Source organism: Streptomyces sp. NPDC096193, from assembly GCF_040302905.1.
Taxonomy (GTDB): Bacteria; Actinomycetota; Actinomycetes; order Streptomycetales; family Streptomycetaceae; genus Streptomyces.
Genome location: NZ_JBEOSJ010000008.1, coordinates 26,013 through 47,912, shown reverse-complemented (window position 1 = coordinate 47,912; position 21,900 = coordinate 26,013). Strand labels below are relative to the sequence as shown.

Annotated in this window: 16 protein-coding genes and 1 pseudogene; 6 read left to right on the top strand and 11 right to left on the bottom strand. The window is 70.5% G+C overall.

The features are described 5' to 3' along the window. Positions 1–63: 63 nt before the first annotated feature. The 6 genes from ABTX78_RS14345 to ABTX78_RS14320 form a co-directional block, all read right to left on the bottom strand. The gene (locus tag ABTX78_RS14345) at positions 64–888 is read right to left on the bottom strand and encodes a carbohydrate ABC transporter permease (RefSeq protein ID WP_352207107.1); all 825 of its coding nucleotides are present in this window, start codon (positions 886–888) and stop codon (positions 64–66) included. Next, the gene (locus tag ABTX78_RS14340; protein WP_352207106.1) at positions 888–1,754 is read right to left on the bottom strand and encodes a carbohydrate ABC transporter permease; all 867 of its coding nucleotides are present in this window, start codon (positions 1,752–1,754) and stop codon (positions 888–890) included. Before ABTX78_RS14340 ends, ABTX78_RS14345 begins: the two co-directional genes overlap by 1 nt. Further along, positions 1,751–3,118, bottom strand: coding sequence for an ABC transporter substrate-binding protein (locus tag ABTX78_RS14335; RefSeq protein ID WP_502993869.1), 1,368 nt, complete (start codon positions 3,116–3,118; stop codon positions 1,751–1,753). The genes ABTX78_RS14340 and ABTX78_RS14335 overlap by 4 nt, the downstream gene beginning before the upstream one ends. A gap of 269 nt (positions 3,119–3,387) precedes the next feature. Then, positions 3,388–4,575 (bottom strand): epoxide hydrolase family protein, encoded by a 1,188-nt coding sequence (locus tag ABTX78_RS14330; protein ID WP_352207104.1) that lies wholly within the window; start codon positions 4,573–4,575, stop codon positions 3,388–3,390. A gap of 279 nt (positions 4,576–4,854) precedes the next feature. Further along, the gene (locus ABTX78_RS14325; RefSeq protein ID WP_352207103.1) at positions 4,855–5,541 is read right to left on the bottom strand and encodes a response regulator; all 687 of its coding nucleotides are present in this window, start codon (positions 5,539–5,541) and stop codon (positions 4,855–4,857) included. Next, complete coding sequence (locus ABTX78_RS14320) at positions 5,538–7,172, bottom strand: sensor histidine kinase (RefSeq protein ID WP_352207102.1); 1,635 nt, start codon at positions 7,170–7,172, stop codon at positions 5,538–5,540. Before ABTX78_RS14320 ends, ABTX78_RS14325 begins: the two co-directional genes overlap by 4 nt. Before the next feature lie 122 nt (positions 7,173–7,294). Here ABTX78_RS14320 and ABTX78_RS14315 point away from each other — a divergent pair, with 122 nt between their 5' ends. Beyond that, positions 7,295–8,731 (top strand): cation:dicarboxylate symporter family transporter, encoded by a 1,437-nt coding sequence (locus tag ABTX78_RS14315; protein WP_352207101.1) that lies wholly within the window; start codon positions 7,295–7,297, stop codon positions 8,729–8,731. A gap of 256 nt (positions 8,732–8,987) precedes the next feature. On the opposite strand, the gene ABTX78_RS14310 is transcribed toward ABTX78_RS14315, so the two are convergent. The 3 genes from ABTX78_RS14310 to ABTX78_RS14300 form a co-directional block, all read right to left on the bottom strand. Further along, entirely contained in the window at positions 8,988–10,442 is a 1,455-nt protein-coding gene (locus tag ABTX78_RS14310; protein WP_352207100.1) for a glycoside hydrolase family 16 protein, read from the bottom strand. Between the two features lie 887 nt (positions 10,443–11,329). Continuing rightward, positions 11,330–12,307 carry an aldo/keto reductase gene (locus tag ABTX78_RS14305; RefSeq protein WP_352207099.1) on the bottom strand — a complete coding sequence of 326 codons (978 nt, stop codon included), beginning with the start codon at positions 12,305–12,307 and terminating at the stop codon, positions 11,330–11,332. Next, positions 12,307–13,215, bottom strand: coding sequence for an NAD-dependent epimerase/dehydratase family protein (locus ABTX78_RS14300; RefSeq protein WP_352207098.1), 909 nt, complete (start codon positions 13,213–13,215; stop codon positions 12,307–12,309). The genes ABTX78_RS14305 and ABTX78_RS14300 overlap by 1 nt, the downstream gene beginning before the upstream one ends. Before the next feature lie 65 nt (positions 13,216–13,280). Between ABTX78_RS14300 and ABTX78_RS14295 the strand changes: the two genes are divergently transcribed. Together ABTX78_RS14295 and ABTX78_RS14290 are read left to right on the top strand one after the other, a co-directional pair. Continuing rightward, positions 13,281–13,808 (top strand): Lrp/AsnC family transcriptional regulator, encoded by a 528-nt coding sequence (locus ABTX78_RS14295; protein WP_352207097.1) that lies wholly within the window; start codon positions 13,281–13,283, stop codon positions 13,806–13,808. A 145-nt stretch (positions 13,809–13,953) separates the two neighbouring features. After that, positions 13,954–14,840 (top strand): annotated as a pseudogene (locus tag ABTX78_RS14290) (NAD(P)-dependent oxidoreductase). Here ABTX78_RS14290 and ABTX78_RS14285 read toward each other — a convergent pair. After that, on the bottom strand, positions 14,752–16,131 hold the full coding sequence (locus ABTX78_RS14285) for a DUF418 domain-containing protein (RefSeq protein WP_352207096.1): 1,380 nt from the start codon (positions 16,129–16,131) through the stop codon (positions 14,752–14,754). The pseudogene ABTX78_RS14290 and the gene ABTX78_RS14285 overlap by 89 nt on opposite strands. Before the next feature lie 161 nt (positions 16,132–16,292). On the opposite strand from ABTX78_RS14285, the gene ABTX78_RS14280 reads away from it, so the two are divergent. The 3 genes from ABTX78_RS14280 to ABTX78_RS14265 all read left to right on the top strand — a co-directional run bounded on the left by ABTX78_RS14280 (position 16,293) and on the right by ABTX78_RS14265 (position 19,464). After that, positions 16,293–16,691: a MerR family transcriptional regulator gene (locus ABTX78_RS14280; protein WP_352207095.1), complete on the top strand. Its 399-nt coding sequence runs from the start codon at positions 16,293–16,295 to the stop codon at positions 16,689–16,691. Next, entirely contained in the window at positions 16,688–17,032 is a 345-nt protein-coding gene (trxA, locus tag ABTX78_RS14275) for a thioredoxin (protein ID WP_352207094.1), read from the top strand. The genes ABTX78_RS14280 and trxA overlap by 4 nt, the downstream gene beginning before the upstream one ends. A gap of 185 nt (positions 17,033–17,217) precedes the next feature. Beyond that, positions 17,218–19,464 carry a HelD family protein gene (locus tag ABTX78_RS14265; protein WP_502993868.1) on the top strand — a complete coding sequence of 749 codons (2,247 nt, stop codon included), beginning with the start codon at positions 17,218–17,220 and terminating at the stop codon, positions 19,462–19,464. 70 nt (positions 19,465–19,534) lie between these two features. Here the strand turns inward: ABTX78_RS14265 and glgB are convergent, their stop codons facing one another. Further along, positions 19,535–21,886 (bottom strand): 1,4-alpha-glucan branching enzyme, encoded by a 2,352-nt coding sequence (gene glgB, locus ABTX78_RS14260; protein WP_352207091.1) that lies wholly within the window; start codon positions 21,884–21,886, stop codon positions 19,535–19,537. Positions 21,887–21,900: the final 14 nt, after the last annotated feature.

Below are 21,900 nucleotides of genomic sequence, written 5' to 3'. Positions count from 1 at the left end.
CCGAGCTGATCGCTACCGCTTGGTAACGTGCAGTGATCGCGCCGTGTGGTACCGGCCCGGCCATCAGCCCTTGACCGCACCGCCCAGTGCGAAACCACCCCCGAGCCGGCGCGAGATCAGGACGTACAGCACCAGCACCGGCGCCGAGTACAGGATCGAGAACGCCGCCAACTGGCCGTAGATCACCGAGCCGTAGTTGCCGAAGAAGGTGAAGATCGAGACCGAGGCCGGCATCTGATCCGGCGTCAGGATCAGCATGAAGGGGACGAAGAAGTTTCCCCAGAGCTGGATGAAGGTGTAGATCGTCACCACGGTCAGGCCCGGCCCCATCAGGGGCAGGACGACCCGGGACAGTGTCTGGAGGTTCGAGGCACCGTCCGTCCAGGCCGCCTCCTCCAGAACCATCGGGACGCCGTCCATGAAGTTCTTCATCAGCCAGATGGAGAAGGGGAGCTGGGACGTGGCGAGAAACAGGCCCGTGCCGTACATCGTGTCGATCAGATTGACCTGCACGAACAGGCCGTAGACCGGCACCATCACCGCGGTGATCGGCAGACATGTCGTGAACAGGATCGTCAGCAGGAACGGACGGTTGAAGCGCGAGCGGTGCCGGGAGAGCGGATACGCCGCGAGCGCCGCGCACACCACCGTCAGCAGCGTCGCACCGCCGCACAGCAGCAGGCTGTTCAGCATCGGTGTGAAGGTGATCTCGTCGGTGAGCACCGCGTCGAAGTTGTCCCCGGTGACCGACGACGGAACCCGCACCCGCAGGTCCGCGTTCGCGTCCACGGACGACAGCAGGAGCCACACCAGCGGCAGGGCGAACGCGGCGGCGGTCACCAGCAGTGCGGCGTTGGCGGCGAGCCGGGCGCGGGTGGACCGGCGCATCACACCTCCACCTTCATCAGACGCAGATAGACGACCGAGAACAGCGAGCCCACCAGCAGAAGCAGCAGCGCCACCGCGGTGCCGTAGCCGATCAGGCTCTTGAGGAACGCCTGGTCGTACATGAACACCGGCAGTGTCTGGCTCCGGTTGCCCGGACCACCCCGGGTCATCGCCCAGATCAGCCCGAAGACGGAGAGCGTGGAGAGGGTGTTCAGCATCAGATTGGTGCCGATGGAACGGCGGATCATCGGCAGGGTGATGTGCCAGACCCGCCGCGGACCGCTCGCCCCGTCGACCTCGGCTGCCTCGACGACGTCCCGCGGGATCTCGGAGAGTGCCGCGGAGTAGATCAGCATCGAGAACGCGGTGCCGCGCCAGACGTTGGCGAAGGACACGGCGAGGATGGGCAGGGTGAACAGCCAGTTCTGGGACGGCAGATGGAGCCAGTCGAGCAGCGCGTTCAGCGTTCCCTCACGGCGGAAGAACGTGTACAGCAGGAACGCGGCGACGATCTCCGGCAGCACCCAGGCGGTGATCACCAGCGTGCCGGTGACGGTTCTGACCGGGCGGGACGCGGCTCGCATCAGACCGGCCAGCGCCAGCCCCAGGGTGTTCTGGCCGACGACCGCCGAGACGAAGGTGAAGACCAGCGTGAGCCAGACGGCGTTGCGGAAGCCGTCGTCCGCGAAAGCCCGGCGGAAGTTGTCCAGGCCCACGAAGTCGGCACCCGAGGCACCGGTCAACTGAGTGTCGGTGAAGGCGATCCAGACGCAGTAGCCGATGGGGCCGGCCAGGAAGAGCAGCAGCAGGAGGGTGGCGGGGGTGATGGGCAGCCACCGCCACCCCCCTCCTCTCGTCGTGCTCACCTGCTGACGACCGCGCCGTCGACGACGGTCTTGAGCTGCTCGTCGTACGCCTTCGCCGCCTCGGCCGCCGAGGCGTCGCCCGTCGTCACCTTCTCCATGGCCTCACCGATGGCGGTGGAGACCTGCGGATAGACGGGCAGCGCCGGACGGTAGTGCGTGTACTGCACGAGCCCGGTGAAGAACTCGATGCCCGGCATGGACCGCAGATACTTCGGGTCGGCCGCCACGTCCTTGCGTACGGCGATCTGCGCGGCCACCACGCACCACTGCGTCGCGTTCTCGGCCGTCTGGAGCGTCTTGATGAACTCGAAGGCCAGATCGGCGTTGCCCGCCTTCTGCGGGATCGACCACGCCCAGCCGCCGGACATGGACACCTGGCCGGGCGCCTGTCCGTTCTGGGTGGGCATCGGGGCCTGGGCGAGGTCCTTGCTCCAGTCCGGCCATTCCTTGGGGCCCTTGTTGATCCAGTTCTGGCCCATCCAGGAGCCGTCGAGCGAGATCGCGAGCTTGCCCTCGGGGAACCACTCGGTGGCGACCCGCGTGCCGACGTTCGGGTCGAGCGCGTCGGACACGTCGGGGCCGAGCTTCTCCGTGTAGACCGTGCGGACGAAGTCGAGCGAGTCCCGGAAGCCCTTGCTGCCGGTGACCCACTTCTTGGCCGATTCGTCGTAGAGCGGGTCGGCCCCGGTGCCGTAGAGCAGCATCTCGAAGCCCTGCATCACGGCCGCCTCGCCCGGACCCTTGCCGGTGTAGACGTTGAGCGGGATGACGCCGGGGACCTTCTGCTTGACGGTGCGGGCCGCGTCCAGGACCTCGGCCCAGTTCTTCGGCTGCCAGTCGGCCGGCAGACCCGCCTTGGCGAAGATCGCCTTGTTGAACCAGAGACCACGGGTGTCGGTGCCGTCCGGGATGCCGTACGTCTTGCCGTCCTCGGCCTTGGCCGCCGCCTTCGCCGTGTCGACGAACTGTCCCCACTGGTCCCACTGCGGCAGATAGGAATCCAGCGGCTTCAAGTACCCGGCCTTGATGTCCGAGTTGATGCGGAAGGTGTCCTCGTAGACCAGGTCGGGCGCGGTCTTGGGAGAGCGCATCATCTGCTGCGCCTTGGTGGCGTAGTCGTTGTCCGGGGCCTGGATCGGGATGAGTTCGACCTTCTTGCCCGGGTGCTCCTTCTCGAACTGCTTCTTCGCCGCTTCGAGATGCTGGTCCTTGAAGCGGATCTTGTTGTCCGTCGAGCGGTTGTAGACGACCTTCACGGTGTCGGGGTCGCTGCCCGAACCGTTGCCGCAGGCGGTGAGCGTCGCCGCGGCGAGAGCGGTGACGGCGGTGACGAGGATCAGTGGGGCGGTGGGGCGCACGGGCACGACCTCCTCTGAGCCGGAGTCCGGGCCGAGGGCCCAGGGGGCTGCCGTGACCGTAGGACCGGCTCGCTGACAAGGTCAATGCCCGTGCAGGGCAGGGCCGTTGAACCGGGCATCCACGTACGCTTTGGACGGGTACGGACGCTGCCGGTGGGTGGCTGTCCGCTGCCCTGCCGCGCGAGGGGCGCGTGTGCCCGGCACGCTTCGAACGAGCGGTCCCGGGTGCGTGCCCGTGTACGGGAACGCACCCGGGACCGGACCCGCATGCGTCGTCAGCGCAGGGGGGCGAACGCCGCCCGCATCTCGGCGGAGAAGAGTTCCGGCTCCTCCCAGGCCGCGAAGTGGCCGCCCCTGTCGACCTCGTTGAAGTACGCGGGGTCCGGGTAGACCGTCTCGACCCAGCTGCGCGGGGCGGCCCAGATCTCGCCGGGGAACGTCGTGAAGCCGACCGGCACCTTGACCGGCGGTGGAGGCTGGCCACCCGCGATCTCGCGTCCGAACTCCCAGTACCACCGGGCCGCCGAGGCGCCTGTGCCGGTCAGCCAATACATCATGATGTTGTCGATGATGTGGTCCCGGGTCAGGTTGCCCGCCGGCCGGTTGTCGATGAAGGCGCTTGAGATCTTGTAGTAGCTGTCCGTGTCGTGGTCCAGCATCCAGGCGGCCAGCCCGAGGGGTGAATCCAGCAGGGAGTAGCCGATCGTCTGCGGCCTCGTGGTCTGCTCCAGGAAGTAGCCGAAGCCGTCGGTCATGAAGACGTTCAGCGCGTCCAGTGCCGCGCGCTCCGACTCGGACTCCTTCGGCAGGTGGTCCTTGATCCCGATTGCCCCGGCGAGCAGGTTGACATGGATGCCCAGCAGCCCAGTGGGTCCCTGGCGGCCCATCGCGTCGGTGACGGCGGCGCCCACGTCCCCGCCCTGGGCGACGTAGCGCTCGTAGTCGAGGCGGTTCATCAGCTCCGCCCACGCGCTCGCGATGCGCCCGTTCCCCCAGCCGAGTTCGGTCGGCTCACCCGAGAAGCCGTAGCCGGGCAGGGATGGCAGCACCAGGTGGAACGCGTCGTCGGGGGAGCCGCCGTGAGCGGTCGGGTCGGTCAGCGGCCCGACGGTCTCCAGCAGCTCGACGACAGAGCCGGGCCAGCCGTGCGTCATGATCAGCGGCAGCGCGTTCTCGTGCGGCGACCTGACATGGACGAAGTGGATGTCGACGCCGTCGATCTCGGTCGTGAACTGCGGCAGTGCGTCCAGTCTGGCCTCGCACCTGCGCCAGTCGTAGGTGATCATCCAGTAGCGGGCGAGCGCCTGAAGCGTTGCCAGCTGCACTCCCTGCGAGCGGTCGGTGACAAGCTCCTTGGAGGGCCACCGTGTCGCTTCGATCCTGCGGCGCAGCTCTGTTAGTTGGTTCTCCGGAACCTCGATCCTGAACGGGCGGACGTCTGTTGCTTCGGCCGTGACAGACATGGAGGGACTCCTCGAATTGCTGACGGGCGGAAAGCCGTGCCCCGTGTCAGCGCGTCGCGCCCGTGCCTCCTGGTCTGCGTTTGGTCGGCGCTGACCTCTCCACGCTACTCCTGCCGGAAGAATGGTACGAATGGCGTGATATCGGCCGATCCGACGTCCGGTCGACGAGCCGGGGGACGGACCGTGACCGCAGGGGCGTCCCCCGGCGCCGACGCCAATTCCCGTGTCCGGCGAAGTGGTTGAGCGGCCACCGGCGTGCACCGCGCCGGCAGGGCGCCGTCAGTGGGCGGCGGGGATCCAGCGGTACTGGAGTTCCGGGCGGCCGATCTGCCCGTACTGCGGGCTGCGCGCCGCCCGTCCCGCGGTGACCAGATGTTCCAGATAGCGGCGCGCCGTGATCCGGGAGATGCCCACCGCCGTGCCCGCCTCGGCGGCCGTCAGCCCCTCCGGCGCGTCACGCAGCGACCGGGTGACCGCCTCCAGCGTCGGGCCGCTCAGCCCCTTCGGCAGGCCACCGCCCTGCGGGGCGCGCAGTGCGCCGAGAGCGCGATCCACCTCGTCCTGGCCGCTCGCCTCACCGGCCGCCGCGCGGAACTCCGCGTACCGGCCGAGGCGGTCGCGCAGGGTCGCGAAGGTGAACGGCTTCAGGACGTACTGGACCACCCCGAGGGACACACCTTCCCGCACCATCGCGAGGTCGCGGGCCGACGTCACCGCGATGACGTCCGCGGAATGACCCGCGGCGCGCAGTGACCGTACGAGCTGAAGGCCGTGCCCGTCGGGCAGATAGAGGTCGAGCAGCAGCAGGTCGACCTCGGTCCGCTCCAGCGCCCGGACCGCCTCCGAGCGTGAGTGCGCCACCCCCGACACCGAGAAGCCGGCGACCCGGCCCACATAGAGGGCGTGCGCGTCGGCGGCCACCGGATCGTCCTCGACGACCAGCACTCTGATGGGATCCCCGCTCATGCCGGCACCCCCGCGCCCTCCAACGGCAGCCGTACGGTGAAGTCGGCTCCTCCGTCCGGGCCCGTCGCCAGGACCACCGTGCCCCGGCTTCGGTGCACCGTCTGCCGGACGATCGCGAGACCCAGCCCCCGTCCCGACCCGTGTGTGGACCAGCCGCTCTGGAACACCTCGTCCGCGGACGCGGGATCGATTCCCGCGCCCGTGTCGTGCACACGGATGAGCAGCTCGTCCCGGTCGGCCCGGGCGACGACCGTGACCCGGGCCCGCCCGGGGTGCCCGGCCGGCCGCGGTCCGCCGTCCCGGCCGGCAGCCGCCTCGGACGCCGCGTCCACCGCGTTGTCGATGAGATTGCCGAGGATCGTCACCAGGTCACGGGAGGGCAGCGACGGCGGCAGGACACCGTCGTCGATCCGGCTGTCCTGCGCGAGCACCAGCTCCACACCCCGCTCGTTCGCCTGTGCCGCCTTGCCGAGCAGCAGCGCGGCCAGCACCGGCTCGCCGACCGCGCCGACCACCCGGTCGGTGAGGACCTGGGCCAGCTCCAGTTCGGCGGTGGCGAAGTCGACGGCGTCGTCGACCCGGCCGAGTTCGATGAGCGAGACCACGGTGTGCAGCCGGTTGGCCGCCTCGTGCGCCTGGGAGCGCAGGGCCTGGGTGAAGCCCCGCTCGGAGTCCAGCTCGCCGGCGAGGGCCTGGAGCTCGGTGTGGTCGCGCAGGGTGACCACCGTGCCGCGCTGTTCGCCGCCGACGACCGGGCTGGTGTTCACCACGACGACCCGGTCGCCCGTCAGATGCACCTCGTCGACGCGCGGCTCGGACGCCAGCAGCGCGCCGGTGAGCGGAGTCGGCAGGCCCAGCTCGGCCACCGGCCGGCCCACCGCGTTCTCGTCGAGGCCCAGCAGCTCCCGCGCCCCGTCGTTGCACAGCGCGATCCTGCGCTGCCCGTCGAGCATGAGCAGTCCTTCACGCACCGCGTGCAGCGCGGCCTCGTGGTAGTCGTGCATCCGGCTCAGCTCGGCCGCGTTCATCCCGTGCGTGTGCCGCCGCAGCCGGGTGGTGATCACATACGTTCCCAGGCCGCCGAGCGCCAGCGCCCCGCCCGCCATGGCGAGCAGCGCCACGACCTGCTTGCTCACCTGTTCGCTGATCTTCTGGATGGTGATGCCCGCGCTGACGAGCCCGACGACCTCTCCGCGGTCGACGACGGGCACCACGGTCCGTATCGAGGAGCCGAGCACCCCCACGTACCGCTCGCTGTGGATCTCGCCCCGCAGCGCCTGCTCGGTGTGGCCGAGATACGTCCTGCCGATCTCGCCCGGCTCGGGGTGGGTCCACCGCGTGCCGTTCGGAGCCATGATCACGATGAAGTCGACACCCGCGTCGCGCCGCAGGCCCTCCGCGTACGGCTGGAGCGTCGCGGACGGATTCACGGACCGCGCGGCGGCGATGACCGACGGCGATTGGGCCACCGCGGCCGCCGTGGCCCTCGACTGCAGGCGCGCGGTCTCCTCGGCCTGCGAGCTGTCCTTGAGATACGTGAACAGGGCGCAACCGGCCACGATCGCGGCCACCAGGACGACCTGCATCGCGAAGAGCTGGCCCGCGAGGCTGCGCGGGCGGGGTATGCGCATGGGCCCATAGTGCCTGGCCGGATTTGTATGAACGAAACGAACGCAACGGTGACCGGCATCACAGGGTGGTGGATGCTCACGGCAATCCATAGGGACATGGACCGGTAACAAGGAGGAAACCCGTGGCTGCTGGAGCCGTCAGGCGGGACCGCACGCACTATCTCTACATCGCCGTGATCGTCGCGGTCGTACTCGGTATCGCCGTGGGGTTGGCCGCCCCCGAGTTCGCCACTGAGCTCAAGCCACTCGGTACCGGTTTCGTGAACCTGATCAAGATGATGATCTCGCCGATCATCTTCTGCACGATCGTGCTGGGCATCGGTTCGGTACGCAAGGCCGCCAAGGTCGGTGCCGTCGGCGGTATCGCGCTCGGCTATTTCATGGTCATGTCGCTCGTCGCCCTCGCCATCGGCCTGGTCGTCGGCAACATCCTCAACCCGGGTGACGGGCTGGCGGTGACCGACGCGGTCAAGGAGGCCGGCCAGGGCCAGGTCGGCGAGGAGGCCAAGGACACGGTCGAGTTCCTGCTCGGGATCATCCCGACGACGATCGTCTCCGCCTTCACCTCGGGCGAGGTCCTGCAGACGCTGCTGGTCGCGCTGCTGGCGGGCTTCGCCCTCCAGGCGATGGGCTCGGTCGGTGAGCCGGTGCTGCGCGGTGTCGAGCACATTCAGCGCCTCGTCTTCCGTATCCTCGCCATGGTGATGTGGGCCGCGCCGATCGGCGCCTTCGGTGCGATCGCCGCCGTCACCGGCTCCGCCGGTGTGGACGCCCTGAAGAGCCTCGCCGTGCTGATGCTCGGCTTCTACGTCACGTGTTTCCTCTTCATCTTCGTGGTGCTGGGCGCGCTGCTGCGTGTCGTGGCGGGCCTCAACATCCTCACGCTGCTGAAGTACCTGGGCCGCGAGTTCCTGCTGATCCTCTCCACCTCCTCCTCCGAGTCCGCGCTTCCGCGGCTCATCGCGAAGATGGAGCACCTGGGCGTCAGCAAGCCGGTCGTCGGTATCACCGTCCCGACCGGCTACTCCTTCAACCTCGACGGCACCATGATCTACATGACCATGGCGTCGCTCTTCATCGCCGAGACGATGGGCGACCCGATGTCGATCGGGGAGCAGATCCCGCTTCTCCTCTTCCTGTTCGTCGCCTCCAAGGGCGCGGCCGGCGTCAGCGGCGCCGGTCTGGCCACCCTGGCCGGCGGTCTGCAGTCGCACCGGCCTGAGCTGGTCGACGGGGTCGGCCTGATCGTCGGTATCGACCGCTTCATGAGCGAGGCGCGAGCGCTGACCAACTTCGCGGGCAACGCGGTCGCGACGGTGCTCATCGGCACCTGGACGAAGGAGATCGACCGGGTGCGGGTCGACGAGGTGCTTGCCGGGAGGATTCCGTTCGACGAGAAGACGCTGCTCGATGACGGCCACGGCACCTCCGGGGACGACGGCCACGGCGCTCCCGCGTACGACGCCGACGGCGTCCGTCTGACCAAGGGTTCCGCGTCCGGTGCGACGGTCGTCGGCCAGGAGCCCCGGGACGGGGAAGAGGTCGGCGCCAAGGTCTGACGAGCGCCCTCTCCTTCTCCACGGCGATACGCCGACTTCCCCCGTGATGCCACCTGGCGGCGTACCGCCGGTTCCCCGGGCCCCTGAGGGCGCCCGGGGAACCGGCGTTTCCGCGCTCGCGCGGGGCTGCCGCTCCCGCGACCGGTGCGGTCGATCGGTCGATCGGTCGGTCGGCCGGTGCGGTCGACCCTTTCGGCCGACCGGTTCAGTCGAGCGGACAGTCGCTGGGGTTCGGTCGGGCGGACGGTGGATCGGTTCAGTCGAACGGGATGCGGACGACGGACTGGTTGCCGACGCCCACCGTGCTCGCGCCGTTGCCGATGGCGTTCCAGACCTCGACGCGGACCCGTCCGTTGCTCAGATCGCCCAGTGCGCCGGTCGCCGATGTGAGGCCCTTCGCCTGGGTGTAGTGCTCGTAGCCCGGCACGGGGTCGGTGGCGAAGTAGTGGTACGTCTCCGTCCGGTCCCAGCTGCCGTCGCCCGTCCGGTCGTAACTGATCCTGACCTGCTGTCCGTTGCCGACCGTCGTGCCGGAGTCGGCGAACAGATCGAACCGGGTGGCCCCGCCGTTGTATCTGCCGGTGATGCCGGACGAGGTGAAGACCTGGGGGTTGTGCGGGGTGCCGTCGTAGTTGGCGCCGCCCGCCGAGGAGACGCTCACCGAGCCGGCAGACGCGGTGGCGTCGCCCGCGCCGCCTCCCGTCCGCAGATACAACTGGGAGGAGCCGGTGGGCGGTGGAGTGGTGGGCGGGGGAGTGCTGCCGCCGCCGCGGGTCCAGACCGCGACGTAGTCGACGAGCATGGGGCGGCCCGGAACGGTGGCGGCCGTCGGGGTCCCGGTGCCGGCCACACCGTTGGGGAAGGCACCGCCCATGGCGACGTTGAGCAGGATGAAGTACCCGGCGTGGTCGGTCATGTTGGCCCAGGTGCCGGCGTCGAAACGGTCCTGGCCGATGCTGTGGAAGAGCTGGCCGTCCACGTACCAGCGCAGCTGGTTGGGGGAGACGGACCGGTCCCACTCGAAGCGGTAGGTGTGGAAGGCCGACTGGCAGGAGGCTCCGGGGCAGGCGCGGCTGGCGCCGATGCCGTTGGTCTCGTTGCAGGGGCCACCCGGGTTCACACCGCAGTGGAGCACGGCCCACACCGAGTTGATGCCGTTGACGTTCTCCATGATGTCGAATTCGCCGATGGCCGGCCAGTTCCAGTAGTTGCCGCGGTACGGGGCGCCGAGCGCCCAGAAGGCGGGCCAGTAGCCGAGCGCGGCCTGGCCCGTGACGTTCGGCATCTGGATACGGCCCTCGATGCGCAGGGTGCCGCCTGGCGGGGCCTTGAAGTCGGTGCGCCGCGTCTCGATGCGGCCGGACGTCCAGTTGCCGGCGCCGTCCCGGAGCGGGGTGATCCGCAGATTTCCGCTGCCGTCGAGGCTGAGGTTGTCCGGGTTGGCGGTGTAGTTCTGGATCTCGCCGGTGCCCCAGTTTCCGGGGCCGCCGGGATAGCCGTGCCCGAGGTCGATCTGCCAGTTGGCGGACGAGGGCAGGGTGCGGTCGGCGCCGTTGAAGTCGTCGCTCCACTGGAGATTCCAGCCGGGCGTGGGGGGAACGTCACCGCGCGCCTGCCCGGCGCCGGTGACGCCGATGAAGCCGGCGAGCGCGACGACGAGGGCCACGACGACGGTGAGCAGGGGGGTGCGTCTGATGCGGCTCGTACTCACGGAACACCTCCGGGTGGATGGTGCCAAGGGTGTGTGAGAGCGCTCTCAGCTAGTTTTGTAGTTGGAGCCGGTGGAGGCGTCAATGGCTCGGCATCGTCGACTTCCTGAAGAGACAGGGCAGTTGGACGATGTGGCTGGTCGGGTGCCCGGGCCGGGGAGACGGCGCCGGAATCGGTGCGTCCGGCGGGCGGCCGCGCCCTCGGTCGCGCCTCGGTAGGCCGAGTCGGCTCCGTGCGGACGCAGGTCGGTACGGCGGCCGGGCGTAGCTGTCCCCTGCGGGCCGCGCGAGCCGCCCCGGCCCCGACGCGACGGCCGGGGACGGCCGGGGACGGGCGGTCGGCGGAGGCGCCGGCCCTGAGCATGTCCCGCACCGGCGAAACCCCGCGCAGCACGTCCTCCCGGTCGCCGGCGGCCTTCATCCAGCCGGGCGGCAGTCGCTTCAGCATGCGCATGTGCGGATGGCCTTCGCGCTCCCGGAGTCCGGCGGCGGCACAGTGCTCCAGTGCGTCGAGGTGGCGTTCGTTGTGCGCCTCCAGGACCTTGTCGCGGTATGGAGCGCGGAGCCGCAGCGGCTGTCCGAAGGATCCGGAGCTCCGCTCCGCCGGGTTCGCCGGGGCCTGCCGCGTGTGATGCACATCAGCGCGACATCGCGCCGGCACGGCGTTTCGTCATTCCGGTCCCGCGCCGTGGTGCACCATCCGCACGCCGGCCGGCGCGGCCGGAACATCGCTTCGCTGTGGTACTTCGGCTCCGGCCCGACCGGGGCACCGCGCCGGGCACGCCGGCGGCGTCCCGGGCACACAGCACCGATCGGATCGGCGTAGGCGGCGGCGCAGGCGCCCCGGTCGGCCGAGCGGCGTGGACGCCGCCGTCCGTCCCGGGGTTCGTCACGCGGGCATGGCGCCCCGTCCGGCGGCCGCGCGGGACCCGGCGGTGTCCTGTCCGGCGTCGCTCGCGCCCTGTCCGGCCGTTGCGTGCGCGCCGCTCGCGTCCAGGGCGGCCACTTCCTCCGTACTCAGCACGAGGTCTGCCGCCGCCGCCGAGTCGCGAATGCTCTCCGGGCGGCTTGCCCCCGGGATCGGAATCACGGTCGGTGACTGCGCCAACAGCCAGGCCAGCGCCACCTGGTGAGGGCTCACCCCGTGCGCCCGCGCCACTCGGTGGAAGGCCGCGTACGGGCCCCCGGCCCGCGGCCCGCCCGCCGGACCGTCCAGTGCACTGCGCGAGATCCCCCCGAGCGGGCTCCACGGCAGATACGCCAGCCCCAGCTCCGCACAGAGCCGCAGCTCGGCCTCCCCCTCGCGCACCGCGGGTGAGAACCGGTTCTGCACGGAGACGAGCCGGTCGCCGAGCATCTCCCCCGCCAGCCTGATCTGGTCCGTGTCCACGTTGGAGATCCCGGCGAACCGGATCGTGCCCTCGTCCAGCAGCTCCCGTAGCCCGCCCACCGACTCGGCGAACGGGACGTCCGGATCGGGCTTGTGCAGCTGGTAGAGGCCGATCGCCGCACCGCCGATGCGAGCCAGTGAGGCATGAGCCGTCCGCTTGAGGCGCTCCGGTGCCGCGTCCACCGTCCAGCCGCCTTCGTCCGTCCTGCCGCGTCCGCCCTTGGTGGCGACGAGCACCGCGTCGGTGTTCCCTCCGTACGAGGCGAGCGCCCGGGAGACCAGCAGTTCGCCCGGCCCCGGTTCGCCGCCCGGCGGGTAGTAGGAGTCCGCTGTGTCGATGAGCGTCACGCCCGCGTCCAGCGCGGCGTGCAGGGTGGCGACGGCCTGCCGTTCGTCGGGGCGTCCCTCGATGGACAGCGGCATCGCGCCCAGTCCGACGGCGCCCACCCGCAGTCCGCCGAGTGTGCGGTACCGCATCACCGCACCTCCTGGTGTGCCGCGAGGGTCTCGGACACGGCCTGCTGAAGCCACGTCGACGAATGCCGGAAGGAGTATCCGAGGCCGGCGGCACGTGAGTTGTCCATGGCGTAGGCGCGGGCAAAGGAGAACGGCGAGGTCTCACCCACGCGCACCGGGGCGAATTCCACCCTGCCGCCGGTCTCCCGCTCGATCGCGGCGCAGATGTCCTCCGTCGTCAGCGGGCCGTCCGCGTGCGCATTCACCGGTCCGGTGAATTCCTGCCCCGCCGTCCAGGCGAGAAAGTCCGCGATCTCCTCCACGTACACATAAGTGGCGGGCTGGTTCGTCTCGGGAACGGCGATCGGCTCACCGGCCCTGATGCGTTCGGCATAGTGGTCCACGCGTCCGGTGAAGTCGTCGTGCCCGCCGAGGACATGAGCGACGCGCACCGACACGGACGGGAAGCCGGTCGCGACCGCGAACACCGCCTCCGCCTGCCGCTTTCCCTCGCCGTAGTGCTCATCCCGGAAGGTGGGGTCGTCCCACGGCAGCGCCGTGTCGACAAGCACCGTCAGCGGGTCGACCGCCTCCTCGCGCACCGCCTCGGCCGAATGCTCGTACTCGTAGACCTCGACGGTGGACGTCATCACATAGCGGCCGGTCCGCCCCGAGAACACCCGCACCGCGATCTCCGCCTGGCGCGGTGTGTAACAGACCTGGTCGACGACCGCGTCGAAGGAACGTGAACCGATCGCGGCCCGCAGGGAATCCTCGTCGTCCCGGTCCGCGACCAGATGCCGCACTCCGGCGGGCGGCGCGGACGAACCGCGGTTGATGACCGTGACCCGGTCCCCGGATTCCAGCAGCCGGGCGATCAACCGCTTGCCGACATAGCGGTTTCCCCCGATGACACATATCTCGCGCATTCCTCAACTCCCTCTCGCTATAGGGCAAGTGTTACGTTGTCGGGCCGCAGCCTGAAGGGGGAGTCATGGGAGATCCGGCCTCTTCGCCGAAAGAACCTCGGTATTCGCGTCCTGCCGCCGTCGAAACGTCGGTGGCTGGTTTCAGTCGTTTCGACCGTATAGACCGGCAGATTCTGGAGCTCCTCCAGACGGACGGCCGCATCAGACTCAGCGAACTGGGTCGCCGGGTACGGCTGAGCCCCGCGGCCGTCGCGGAACGGGTCCGCCGGCTGGAGGACTGCGGCGCCATCACCGGATACGGCGCGCATGTCTCCCCGGCCCGGCTCGGACACGGCATCCAGGCCTTTATCCGCGTCGATCCGCACGGCGGCTACACATTGCGGCACCCGCGGACGCGCGAGCTGATCGAGCGCCCCGAGGTGACCGAGGCACACCATGTGGTGGGCGAGGACTGCTGGATCCTCAAGGTCGCGGTGACGGACACGGTCCACCTCGAAGAGGTGCTGGAAGTGGTGTCGGCGCTGGGGCGGACGACGACGTCGATCGTGCTCACCTCGCCGCTGGAGCGGAAGCCGCTGCTGCCCCCGTCGTGAGCACCGCGAGCGGTTCCCGCTGTGAGCACCGCGGGCAGTACCGCACCGAGCACCGCCCTGACCTGGATGCTGACCTTTTGGTGAGTATCCCACTTGAGAGTCGGTACTTGTGGGGGGGGGGTCGTGGCGAAGAAGCATGGTGTCCATGTCCACCCCGCAGAACTCCCCCACCTCTGTCACCGTCATCGGCCTCGGCGCCATGGGCCGCGCACTCGCCGGCGCCCTTCTCGACGCGGGCCTGACCACCACCGTCTGGAACCGCTCCCCGGGCAAGGGTGACGACCTCGTCGCCCGCGGCGCCGTCGAGGCCGCGAGCGCCGAGGAGGCCGTCCGCGCCGGCGAGTTGATCATCGTCTGCGTCGTCGACCACGACGCCTCGGACGCGATCCTCGAACCGCTCGGTGAGGCCCTGCGCGGCCGGGTGCTGCTCAATGTCACCTCCGACATCCCGGAGCACTCCCGCCGGGCCGCGGCCTGGGCGGCCTCGCACGGCATCGACTACCTCGACGGCGCCGTGATGGTGCCCACCCCGCTCGTCGGCTCACCCGACGCGCTGTTCTTCTACGCGGGCTGCCAGGAGTCGTACGAGCGGCACGAGTCCACGCTGAAGACCCTCGGCGGCCGGGCCGCCTTCGTCGGTACGGACCCCGGGCTCGCCGCCCTGTACGACCTGGCGCTGCTCGACTTCTTCTACGGCAGCATCTCCGGTCTGGTGCACGCCTACGCGCTGGCCACCGCCGACGGCGTCAAGGCGGCGGACATCGCCCGTATCTCGACGCCATCGTCGGGATTCTGCCGCCCATCGCCCAGTACACGGCCGAGAACATCGACGCGGGCAGCTACCCGGGCCAGGAGGCGGGCCTCGGCATGATGGCGGCGGGTGTGAGCCACATCCTGCACGCGGCGCGGGCGCGGGGGCTCGACGTCTCCCAGTTGGAGTCGGTCAAGGCGGTGGCGGACCGGGCGATCGCTCGGGGGCACGGCTCGGACGACTGGGCGAGCACGGTGGAGGCGGTGCGGTCCCCGTCCTGACCGGATGGGGGCGATGGCGCGCTTCCCGTCGCCGTCGGCCGTCGCCGCCGTACATCAGCCGCCGCAGCACCGCCTCGGCGGGGCCGCGGCGGCCGGCGCGTTCCAGGGCGTACGCCCCGGCCACCGTCAGCAGCCAGACGCCGGTCGCGAACAGGAGCATGGTGGCGCTGGTCAGATGCTCACCGAGGCCGAGCCCCCAGGCCGCGAGTACCGGTGCGAAGACCAGCGAGTGCGCCAGATAGCAGGACAGGGACCGCTTGCCGACGGCGGCCACCGCGGTCACGGCCCGCGCACCCCGCCGTTCAGGGCGCCCGGTCCACCAGTGGGCGAACAGGGCCACGGCGGCGACACCGCCGAGCCCGGCCGCGTTGCCGGTGACGTCCCGGAGCAGGGTGAGCGCCCCCGACTCGCTCTGGGCCGCGTCGGGCACCCGCAGGACGCCGATGTGGGCGAGCGCGGCGGGCAGTCCGCCGAGCCAGCCGACCGTGATGCCGATGACGGAGGTCCGGCGCAGCAGCGGAAGGTGACGGCCCGCGTCCTCCAGGACACGGCGGCGCGCGGCCCAGAAGCCGAGCAGGAAGATGACGTGGGCGCCGCCGAGCAGCGAGAGCGGCGCGGCGGCGAAGGTGACGAACAGCCCGGTGGTCAGCCGGGTGCCGGCGGCGGCGAGCCAGCTCTCCTCACCGGCCGCGTACGCCTCGTGGCCCGGCTCCGCCGAGGAGTCCCCGTACGAGCCCAACTCGCCCTGGAACAGGGCGGGCAGGACCGGTCCGACGGTCAGCAGGACGAGCTGCGCCGTCGCGATGCCGATCCACCACCCCAGCGCACGGTCGCTGCGCCGCAGCACGAGCCATCCGAGGACGAGGCTCACCAGCCCGTAGAAGCCCAGGATGTCGCCGGCCATCAGCAGGGTCGCGTGCGCCAGTCCGATGACGATCAGCCACAGACTGCGCCGGCGCAGAATCCCGACCGCTTCCTTCTCCGAACTCCCCGCGGCCCGTTGGCGCAGATAGAGCTGCGTCATGCCGTACCCGAAGAGGAAGGCGAAGAGGGGGTACACCCGCAGATCGAGCACGGTGATCATCGTGAACTGGACGGCCCGGTCGAGCCACGAGCCGTCCACGGGCTGCCAGCCCGAGGGGCCGCGGCGGGCGGCCCACAGATGGAAGCCCGTGTTGGACGCGGCGATCAGCAGAAGCATGATGCCGCGCGCGAGATCGGGCGCGAGCGCCCGCTCCTGAGGTCGCACGGCGCCCCGCCGCGGGGGCGGCGCATCGGTTTCGACGGTCATGCCGTCACGCTAGGAAGGCCGGGTGCGTGAGCGGCATCCGTCTTCGGTCCATGAGCGGCCGACCAAAGGATCCCGGTCCGCGCCGAAGGGCGTGGAGCCGCTCGCGGTCGGCCCCCCGCGGGCTTTCCTTCACCCCGACGTCAAGGATTACCGTCGAGGACATGCGAATCGGCGAGCTGGCGGAGCGGGCCGGGACCACCACACGGACCCTGCGCTACTACGAGACGCGGGGGCTGCTGCCCGCGCGGCGCGCGCGGAACGGCTACCGCACGTACGACGAGGGCGACCTGCCGCTCGTCCAGCAGATCAGGACCCTCCAGGACTTCGGGTTCGAGCTGGAGGAGACCCGGCCGTTCGTTGAGTGCCTGCGGGCCGGGCATCCGGCGGGCGACTCCTGCCCCGCCTCGCTCGCCGTCTACCGGGCCAAGCTCGGTGAACTGGACACGCTCATCGGGCAACTCCAGTCGGTACGCGCCCAGGTGGGCGCACAACTCGCGAAGGCCGAGGCGGACTTCGCGGAGGGTCCGGAACCACGATGCGAATTCGGAGGACACGCATGATGCGGGCAGAGGGTGTCGCGGAAGTGACCGACGCGGACTTCGACGCCGAGGTCCTGGGGGCGGATCTCCCGGTGCTGGTGGAGTTCACGGCGGACTGGTGCGGGCCGTGCCGGCAGCTCGCGCCGGTGCTCAGCGCGACGGCGGAGGAGGAGGCGGGCCGGCTCAAGGTGGTGCAGCTCGACGTCGACGCCAATCCGGAGATCACTGCCCGGTACGCCGTGCTGTCGATGCCCACACTGATGGTGTTCCGCGCGGGGGAGCCGGTGAAGTCGATGGTGGGCGCCCGCCCCAAGCGCCGGCTCCTCCAAGAGCTGGAGGATGTGATCCGGCCCGGCGCCTGAGGCCTTCAGGCGGCGGCCGTCGGGCGGAACAGCGCACGGCGCACAAAAATACCCCGGTACCGAATTGACGGCCGGGGTGTTTCGCTGCGTATATTGAGTGTTTGCATGCTCGGTTTGATAAACCGATGCAGGCACTCAAGTAGCGACATCATATCGCGTCGGGAGCGGAATTGTCAACCGAGGAAATGCAGAATGAGCAGCAATTCGTCTCTCTGCTCTACGAGCGCCTCGATGTGCTCCGCGACGAGGCCGAAGCCGCTGTCCGGTCCACGATCGGGCAGGTCAGTACGGGTCTCCAGGCAAAGCTGGAGCGCGATGTCAGTGTTGCCGAGCATTCCGCACGGCTCGCCGCCCTGAATGCGGTGGACGCCGGGCTCTGTTTCGGCCGTCTCGATCTTCAGGACGGCAGCAGCCATCACATCGGCCGTATCGGAATCCGGCGGGACGACACGGAACACACACCGATGCTCGTGGACTGGCGTGCCCCGGTCGCCCGTCCCTTTTACCTCGCGACCGGCCATGAACCGATGGGGCTCCGCCGCCGCCGGCACATCACCACCGAGGCGCGGACCGTCACCGCGCTGCACGACGAGATCCTCGACCTCGCCGACGCCACCCGAACCGGCTACGAGGACCCCGACGGCGACGCCGTCCTGCTCGCGGCGCTCGGCGCGGCCCGCACCGGGCGGATGGCCGACATCGTGCAGACCATCCAGGCCGAACAGGACCGCATCATCCGGGCCCCGCGGCACGGCGTTCTCGTCGTGGAGGGCGGGCCTGGCACCGGCAAGACCGCCGTCGCGCTGCACCGCGCCGCCTATCTCCTCTACGCCCACCGCGAGCAGCTCGCCCGCCGCGCCGTGCTGATCGTCGGGCCGAACCCGGCGTTCCTCGGCTACATCGGCGAAGTGCTGCCCTCGCTCGGCGAGACCGGCGTGCTGCTGTCGACCATGGCCGAGCTGTACCCCGGGGTGCACGCCACCGGCACGGACACCGCCGCGGCAGCGGAGGTGAAGGGCCGCGCGGAGATGGCCGATGTGCTCGCCCGCGCCGTACGCGAGCGGCAGTCGCTCCCCGAGACGGTGCCGGACGTCGACCACGAGGACGAGGGCACCCTGCCCGGGCCGGCGCTGGAGATCGACCACGAGGAGTACGGCGTCCTGCGGCTCGACCGGGAGATGGCCTACGCGGCGCGCGACCGCGCCCGTGCCGCCCGGCTGCCGCACAATCCCGCCCGGCCCTACTTCGCCTTCCGGATCATCGACCTGCTGACCGACCAGCTGGTGGACAGGCTCGGCGCGGACCCGTTCGGCGGCCCCAACCTCCTCGGGCCCGACGACGTCGCGCAGCTCGCCAAGGAGATCGCCGCCAGCGTCGAGGTGCATGCCGCGATCGACGAGCTGTGGCCGGTCCTCACCGCGGAGCAGCTCGTCGCGGACCTCCTCGCCCGCCCCGAGGAGCAGCTCCCGGACGAGGACGCCGATCTGATCCGGCGCGCGGCCGGCCCCTGGACGCCCGCCGATGTGCCGCTGCTGGACGAGGCAGCCGAACTGCTCGGCGTCGACGACAGCGCCGAGCGCGCGAAGGCCGAGGCCGACCGGATGCGGCGGGTCGCCTACGCGCAGGGGGTGCTGGAGCTCTCCCAGGGTTCCCGGACCTACGAGTTCGAGGACGAGGAGTCCGAGGTGCTGGCCGCGCACGACGTCATCGGCGCGGAGGAGCTGGCCGAACGCCAGGAGGAGACGGACCACCGCAGCGCCGCCGCCCGTGCCGCCGCCGACCGCACGTGGGCCTTCGGGCACATCATCGTGGACGAGGCGCAGGAGCTCTCCGCGATGGCCTGGCGGCTGCTGATGCGCCGCTGTCCCACCCGGTCGATGACCCTGGTCGGCGACCCGGCCCAGACCGGCGACGTGGCGGGCCTCGGCTCGTGGGAGAAGATCCTTGGGCCGTACGTCGGGGACCGGTGGCAGCACACCCGGCTCGGGGTCAACTACCGTACGCCTGCCGAGATCATGGAGCTCGCCGCGCGGGTGCGCCGTCAGACGTACCCCGACTTCGAACCGCCGCGTTCGGTGCGCTCGACGGGCGAGGGCCCGTGGACCGAGTCGGCGGCCGAGGAAGACCTCGGGCCCACGGTCCTCGCCGCCGTGGCCCGGGAGACGCCGAAGGAGGGCCGGCTCGCGGTCATCGCCCCACGTGAACTGCACGGCGAACTGTCCGCGATCGGCAGCGGCCCGGTCGACCTCACCCGGTCCGTCGTGCTGCTCGACCCGCGCGAGGCCAAGGGCCTGGAGTTCGACTCGGTGATCGTGGTCGAGCCCCGGCTCTTCGGCGAGAGCGATCTGTATGTGGCGATGACCCGCGCCACCCAGCGGCTCGGGATCGTCCACCGGGGCGAGTTGCCGCAGGCGCTCACGCCCGCGAGCTGAGCGGCGGGGGGACGGCGTGAGAAGGGGGCGGCCGGGCGCGGAATGCGCCCGGCCGCCCCCTCGCTCCGTCCTACACGTCTTCGGCGGGCCGCAGCCACACCGTCGCGAGCGGCGGCAGCGTGAGCAGGAGGCTGGAGGGACGGCCGTGCGACGGCGTCGACTCCGGCTTCAGCGGATCGGGGTTGAGGATGTCCGAGCCCCCGTACTGCGCCGCGTCCGTGTTCAGGACCTCCGTCCAGGCGGGCACCGAATCCGGCACCCCGAGGCGGTACTCGTGGCGGACGACCGGGGAGAAGTGGCTGATCGCGAGCAGCGGGGCGCCCGAGGTGTCGAAGCGCAGGAACGCGAAGACGTTGTCCTCGGCCGCGTCACCGTCCACCCAGGAGAAGCCCTCGGGGTCGGTGTCGCGCTGCCACAGAGCGGGCGTCGCGCCGTACACGCCGTTCAGATCGCGGACCAGCTTCCGTACCCCGTGGTGGTCGGCCTCGGCCGCGTACGACGGGTCCAGCAGCCACCAGTCCGGACCGTGGCTCTCGGACCACTCCGCCCCCTGCGCGAACTCCTGCCCCATGAACAGAAGCTGCTTGCCCGGGTGGGCCCACATGAAGCCCAGATAGGCGCGGTGGTTGGCCCGCTGCTGCCACCAGTCGCCGGGCATCTTGCTCACCAGTGACTGCTTGCCGTGCACGACCTCGTCGTGCGAGATCGGCAGCACATAGTTCTCGCTGTAGGCGTACACCATCGAGAACGTCATCTCGTGGTGGTGGAACTTGCGGTGCACCGGCTCGTGCGAGACGTAGTCGAGCGAGTCGTGCATCCAGCCCATGTTCCACTTCAGGCCGAAGCCGAGCCCGCCGAAGCCGCCCGGGCCCACATGGTGGGTCGCCCGGGTGACGCCGTCCCAGGCCGTGGACTCCTCCGCGACCGTGACGACGCCGGGGCAGCGCCGGTAGACGGTGGCGTTCATCTCCTGGAGGAAGGCGACCGCGTCCAGGTTCTCCCGCCCCCCGTGTTCGTTGGGCGACCACTCGCCGTGCTCGCGGGAGTAGTCGAGGTAGAGCATCGAGGCGACGGCGTCCACCCGCAGCCCGTCGATGTGGAACTCCTCGCACCAGTACACGGCGTTGGAGACCAGGAAGTTGCGGACCTCCTTGCGGCCGTAGTCGAACTCGAGGGTGCCCCAGTCGGGATGCGCGGCACGGGCCGGGTCCTCGTGCTCGTACAGCGGGCGGCCGTCGAACTCGGCGAGTGCCCAGTCGTCGCGCGGGAAGTGCGCCGGCACCCAGTCCATCAGCACACCGATGCCCGCCCGGTGCAGGGCGTCGATGAGATAGCGGAAGTCGTCCGGGGTGCCCATCCGAGAGGTCGGGGCGTAGAAGCCGGTGACCTGGTAGCCCCAGGAGCCGCCGAACGGATGCTCCGCCACCGGCATCAGCTCGACATGGGTGAACCCGAGGTCCTTCACATAGGCGGGGAGCTGGAGCGCCAACTGCCGGTACGTCAGGCCGGGACGCCACGAGGGCAGATGCACCTCGTAGACCGAGAACGGCGCCTCGTGCACCGGGCGGTCCGCACGGCGGGCCATCCAGTCCTCGTCCCGCCACACATGGTGGGACTCGGTCACGATCGAGGCGGTGGCGGGAGGCACCTCGGCGCGCCGGGCCATCGGGTCGGCCCGCATGGTGTGCGAGCCGTCGGGACGCATGATCTGGAACTTGTAGAGAGCGCCCTCGCCCACCCCCGGCAGGAACAGCTCCCACACGCCCGTCGAGCCGAGCGAGCGCATCGGGAAGCCGGTGCCGTCCCAGTAGTTGAAGTCGCCGACGACCCGCACACCACGGGCGTTCGGGGCCCACACGGTGAACCGGGTGCCGGTGACGCCCTCGTGCGTCATCGGCGTCGCGCCGAGCGCCCGCCACAGCTCCTCGTGCCGGCCCTCGCCGATCAGATGCAGATCGAGATCACCGAGCGAGGGCAGGAAGCGGTACGGGTCGTGGGCCTCGACCTCGTGCGAACCCATGCCCCCCTCGCCGTCGTAGGAGACGAGCAGCTGGTACTCGGGGGCCTCGCGCAGCGGCAGGACGCCGGAGAACAGGCCGTCGCCGTCCTCGTGCAGCTCGGCCCGCAGACCCTTGGCGAGCACGGTCACAGTCCTGGCGAAGGGGCGCAGGACGCGCAGTTCGACGCCGCCCCGCACCGGGTGCGCGCCGAGCAGCCCGTGCGGGTCGTGGTGCCCGCCGCTCAGCAGCCGCTCCCTGTCGCCCTCCGCGAGCGGCCGGGCCGCCCGCACGCCGTGACTGCCGCCGGCCCTCGGCGGTGACGTGGCGGCCTTCTTCGCGCGGGCGTCGGCCGTGCCGGCCGCGGCCGGCTTCTTGGTCGCTTCGGATCCGGAGGAATTTCGGGACGGGGGTCGGGCGGTCACGGGGGCGGCCTCCT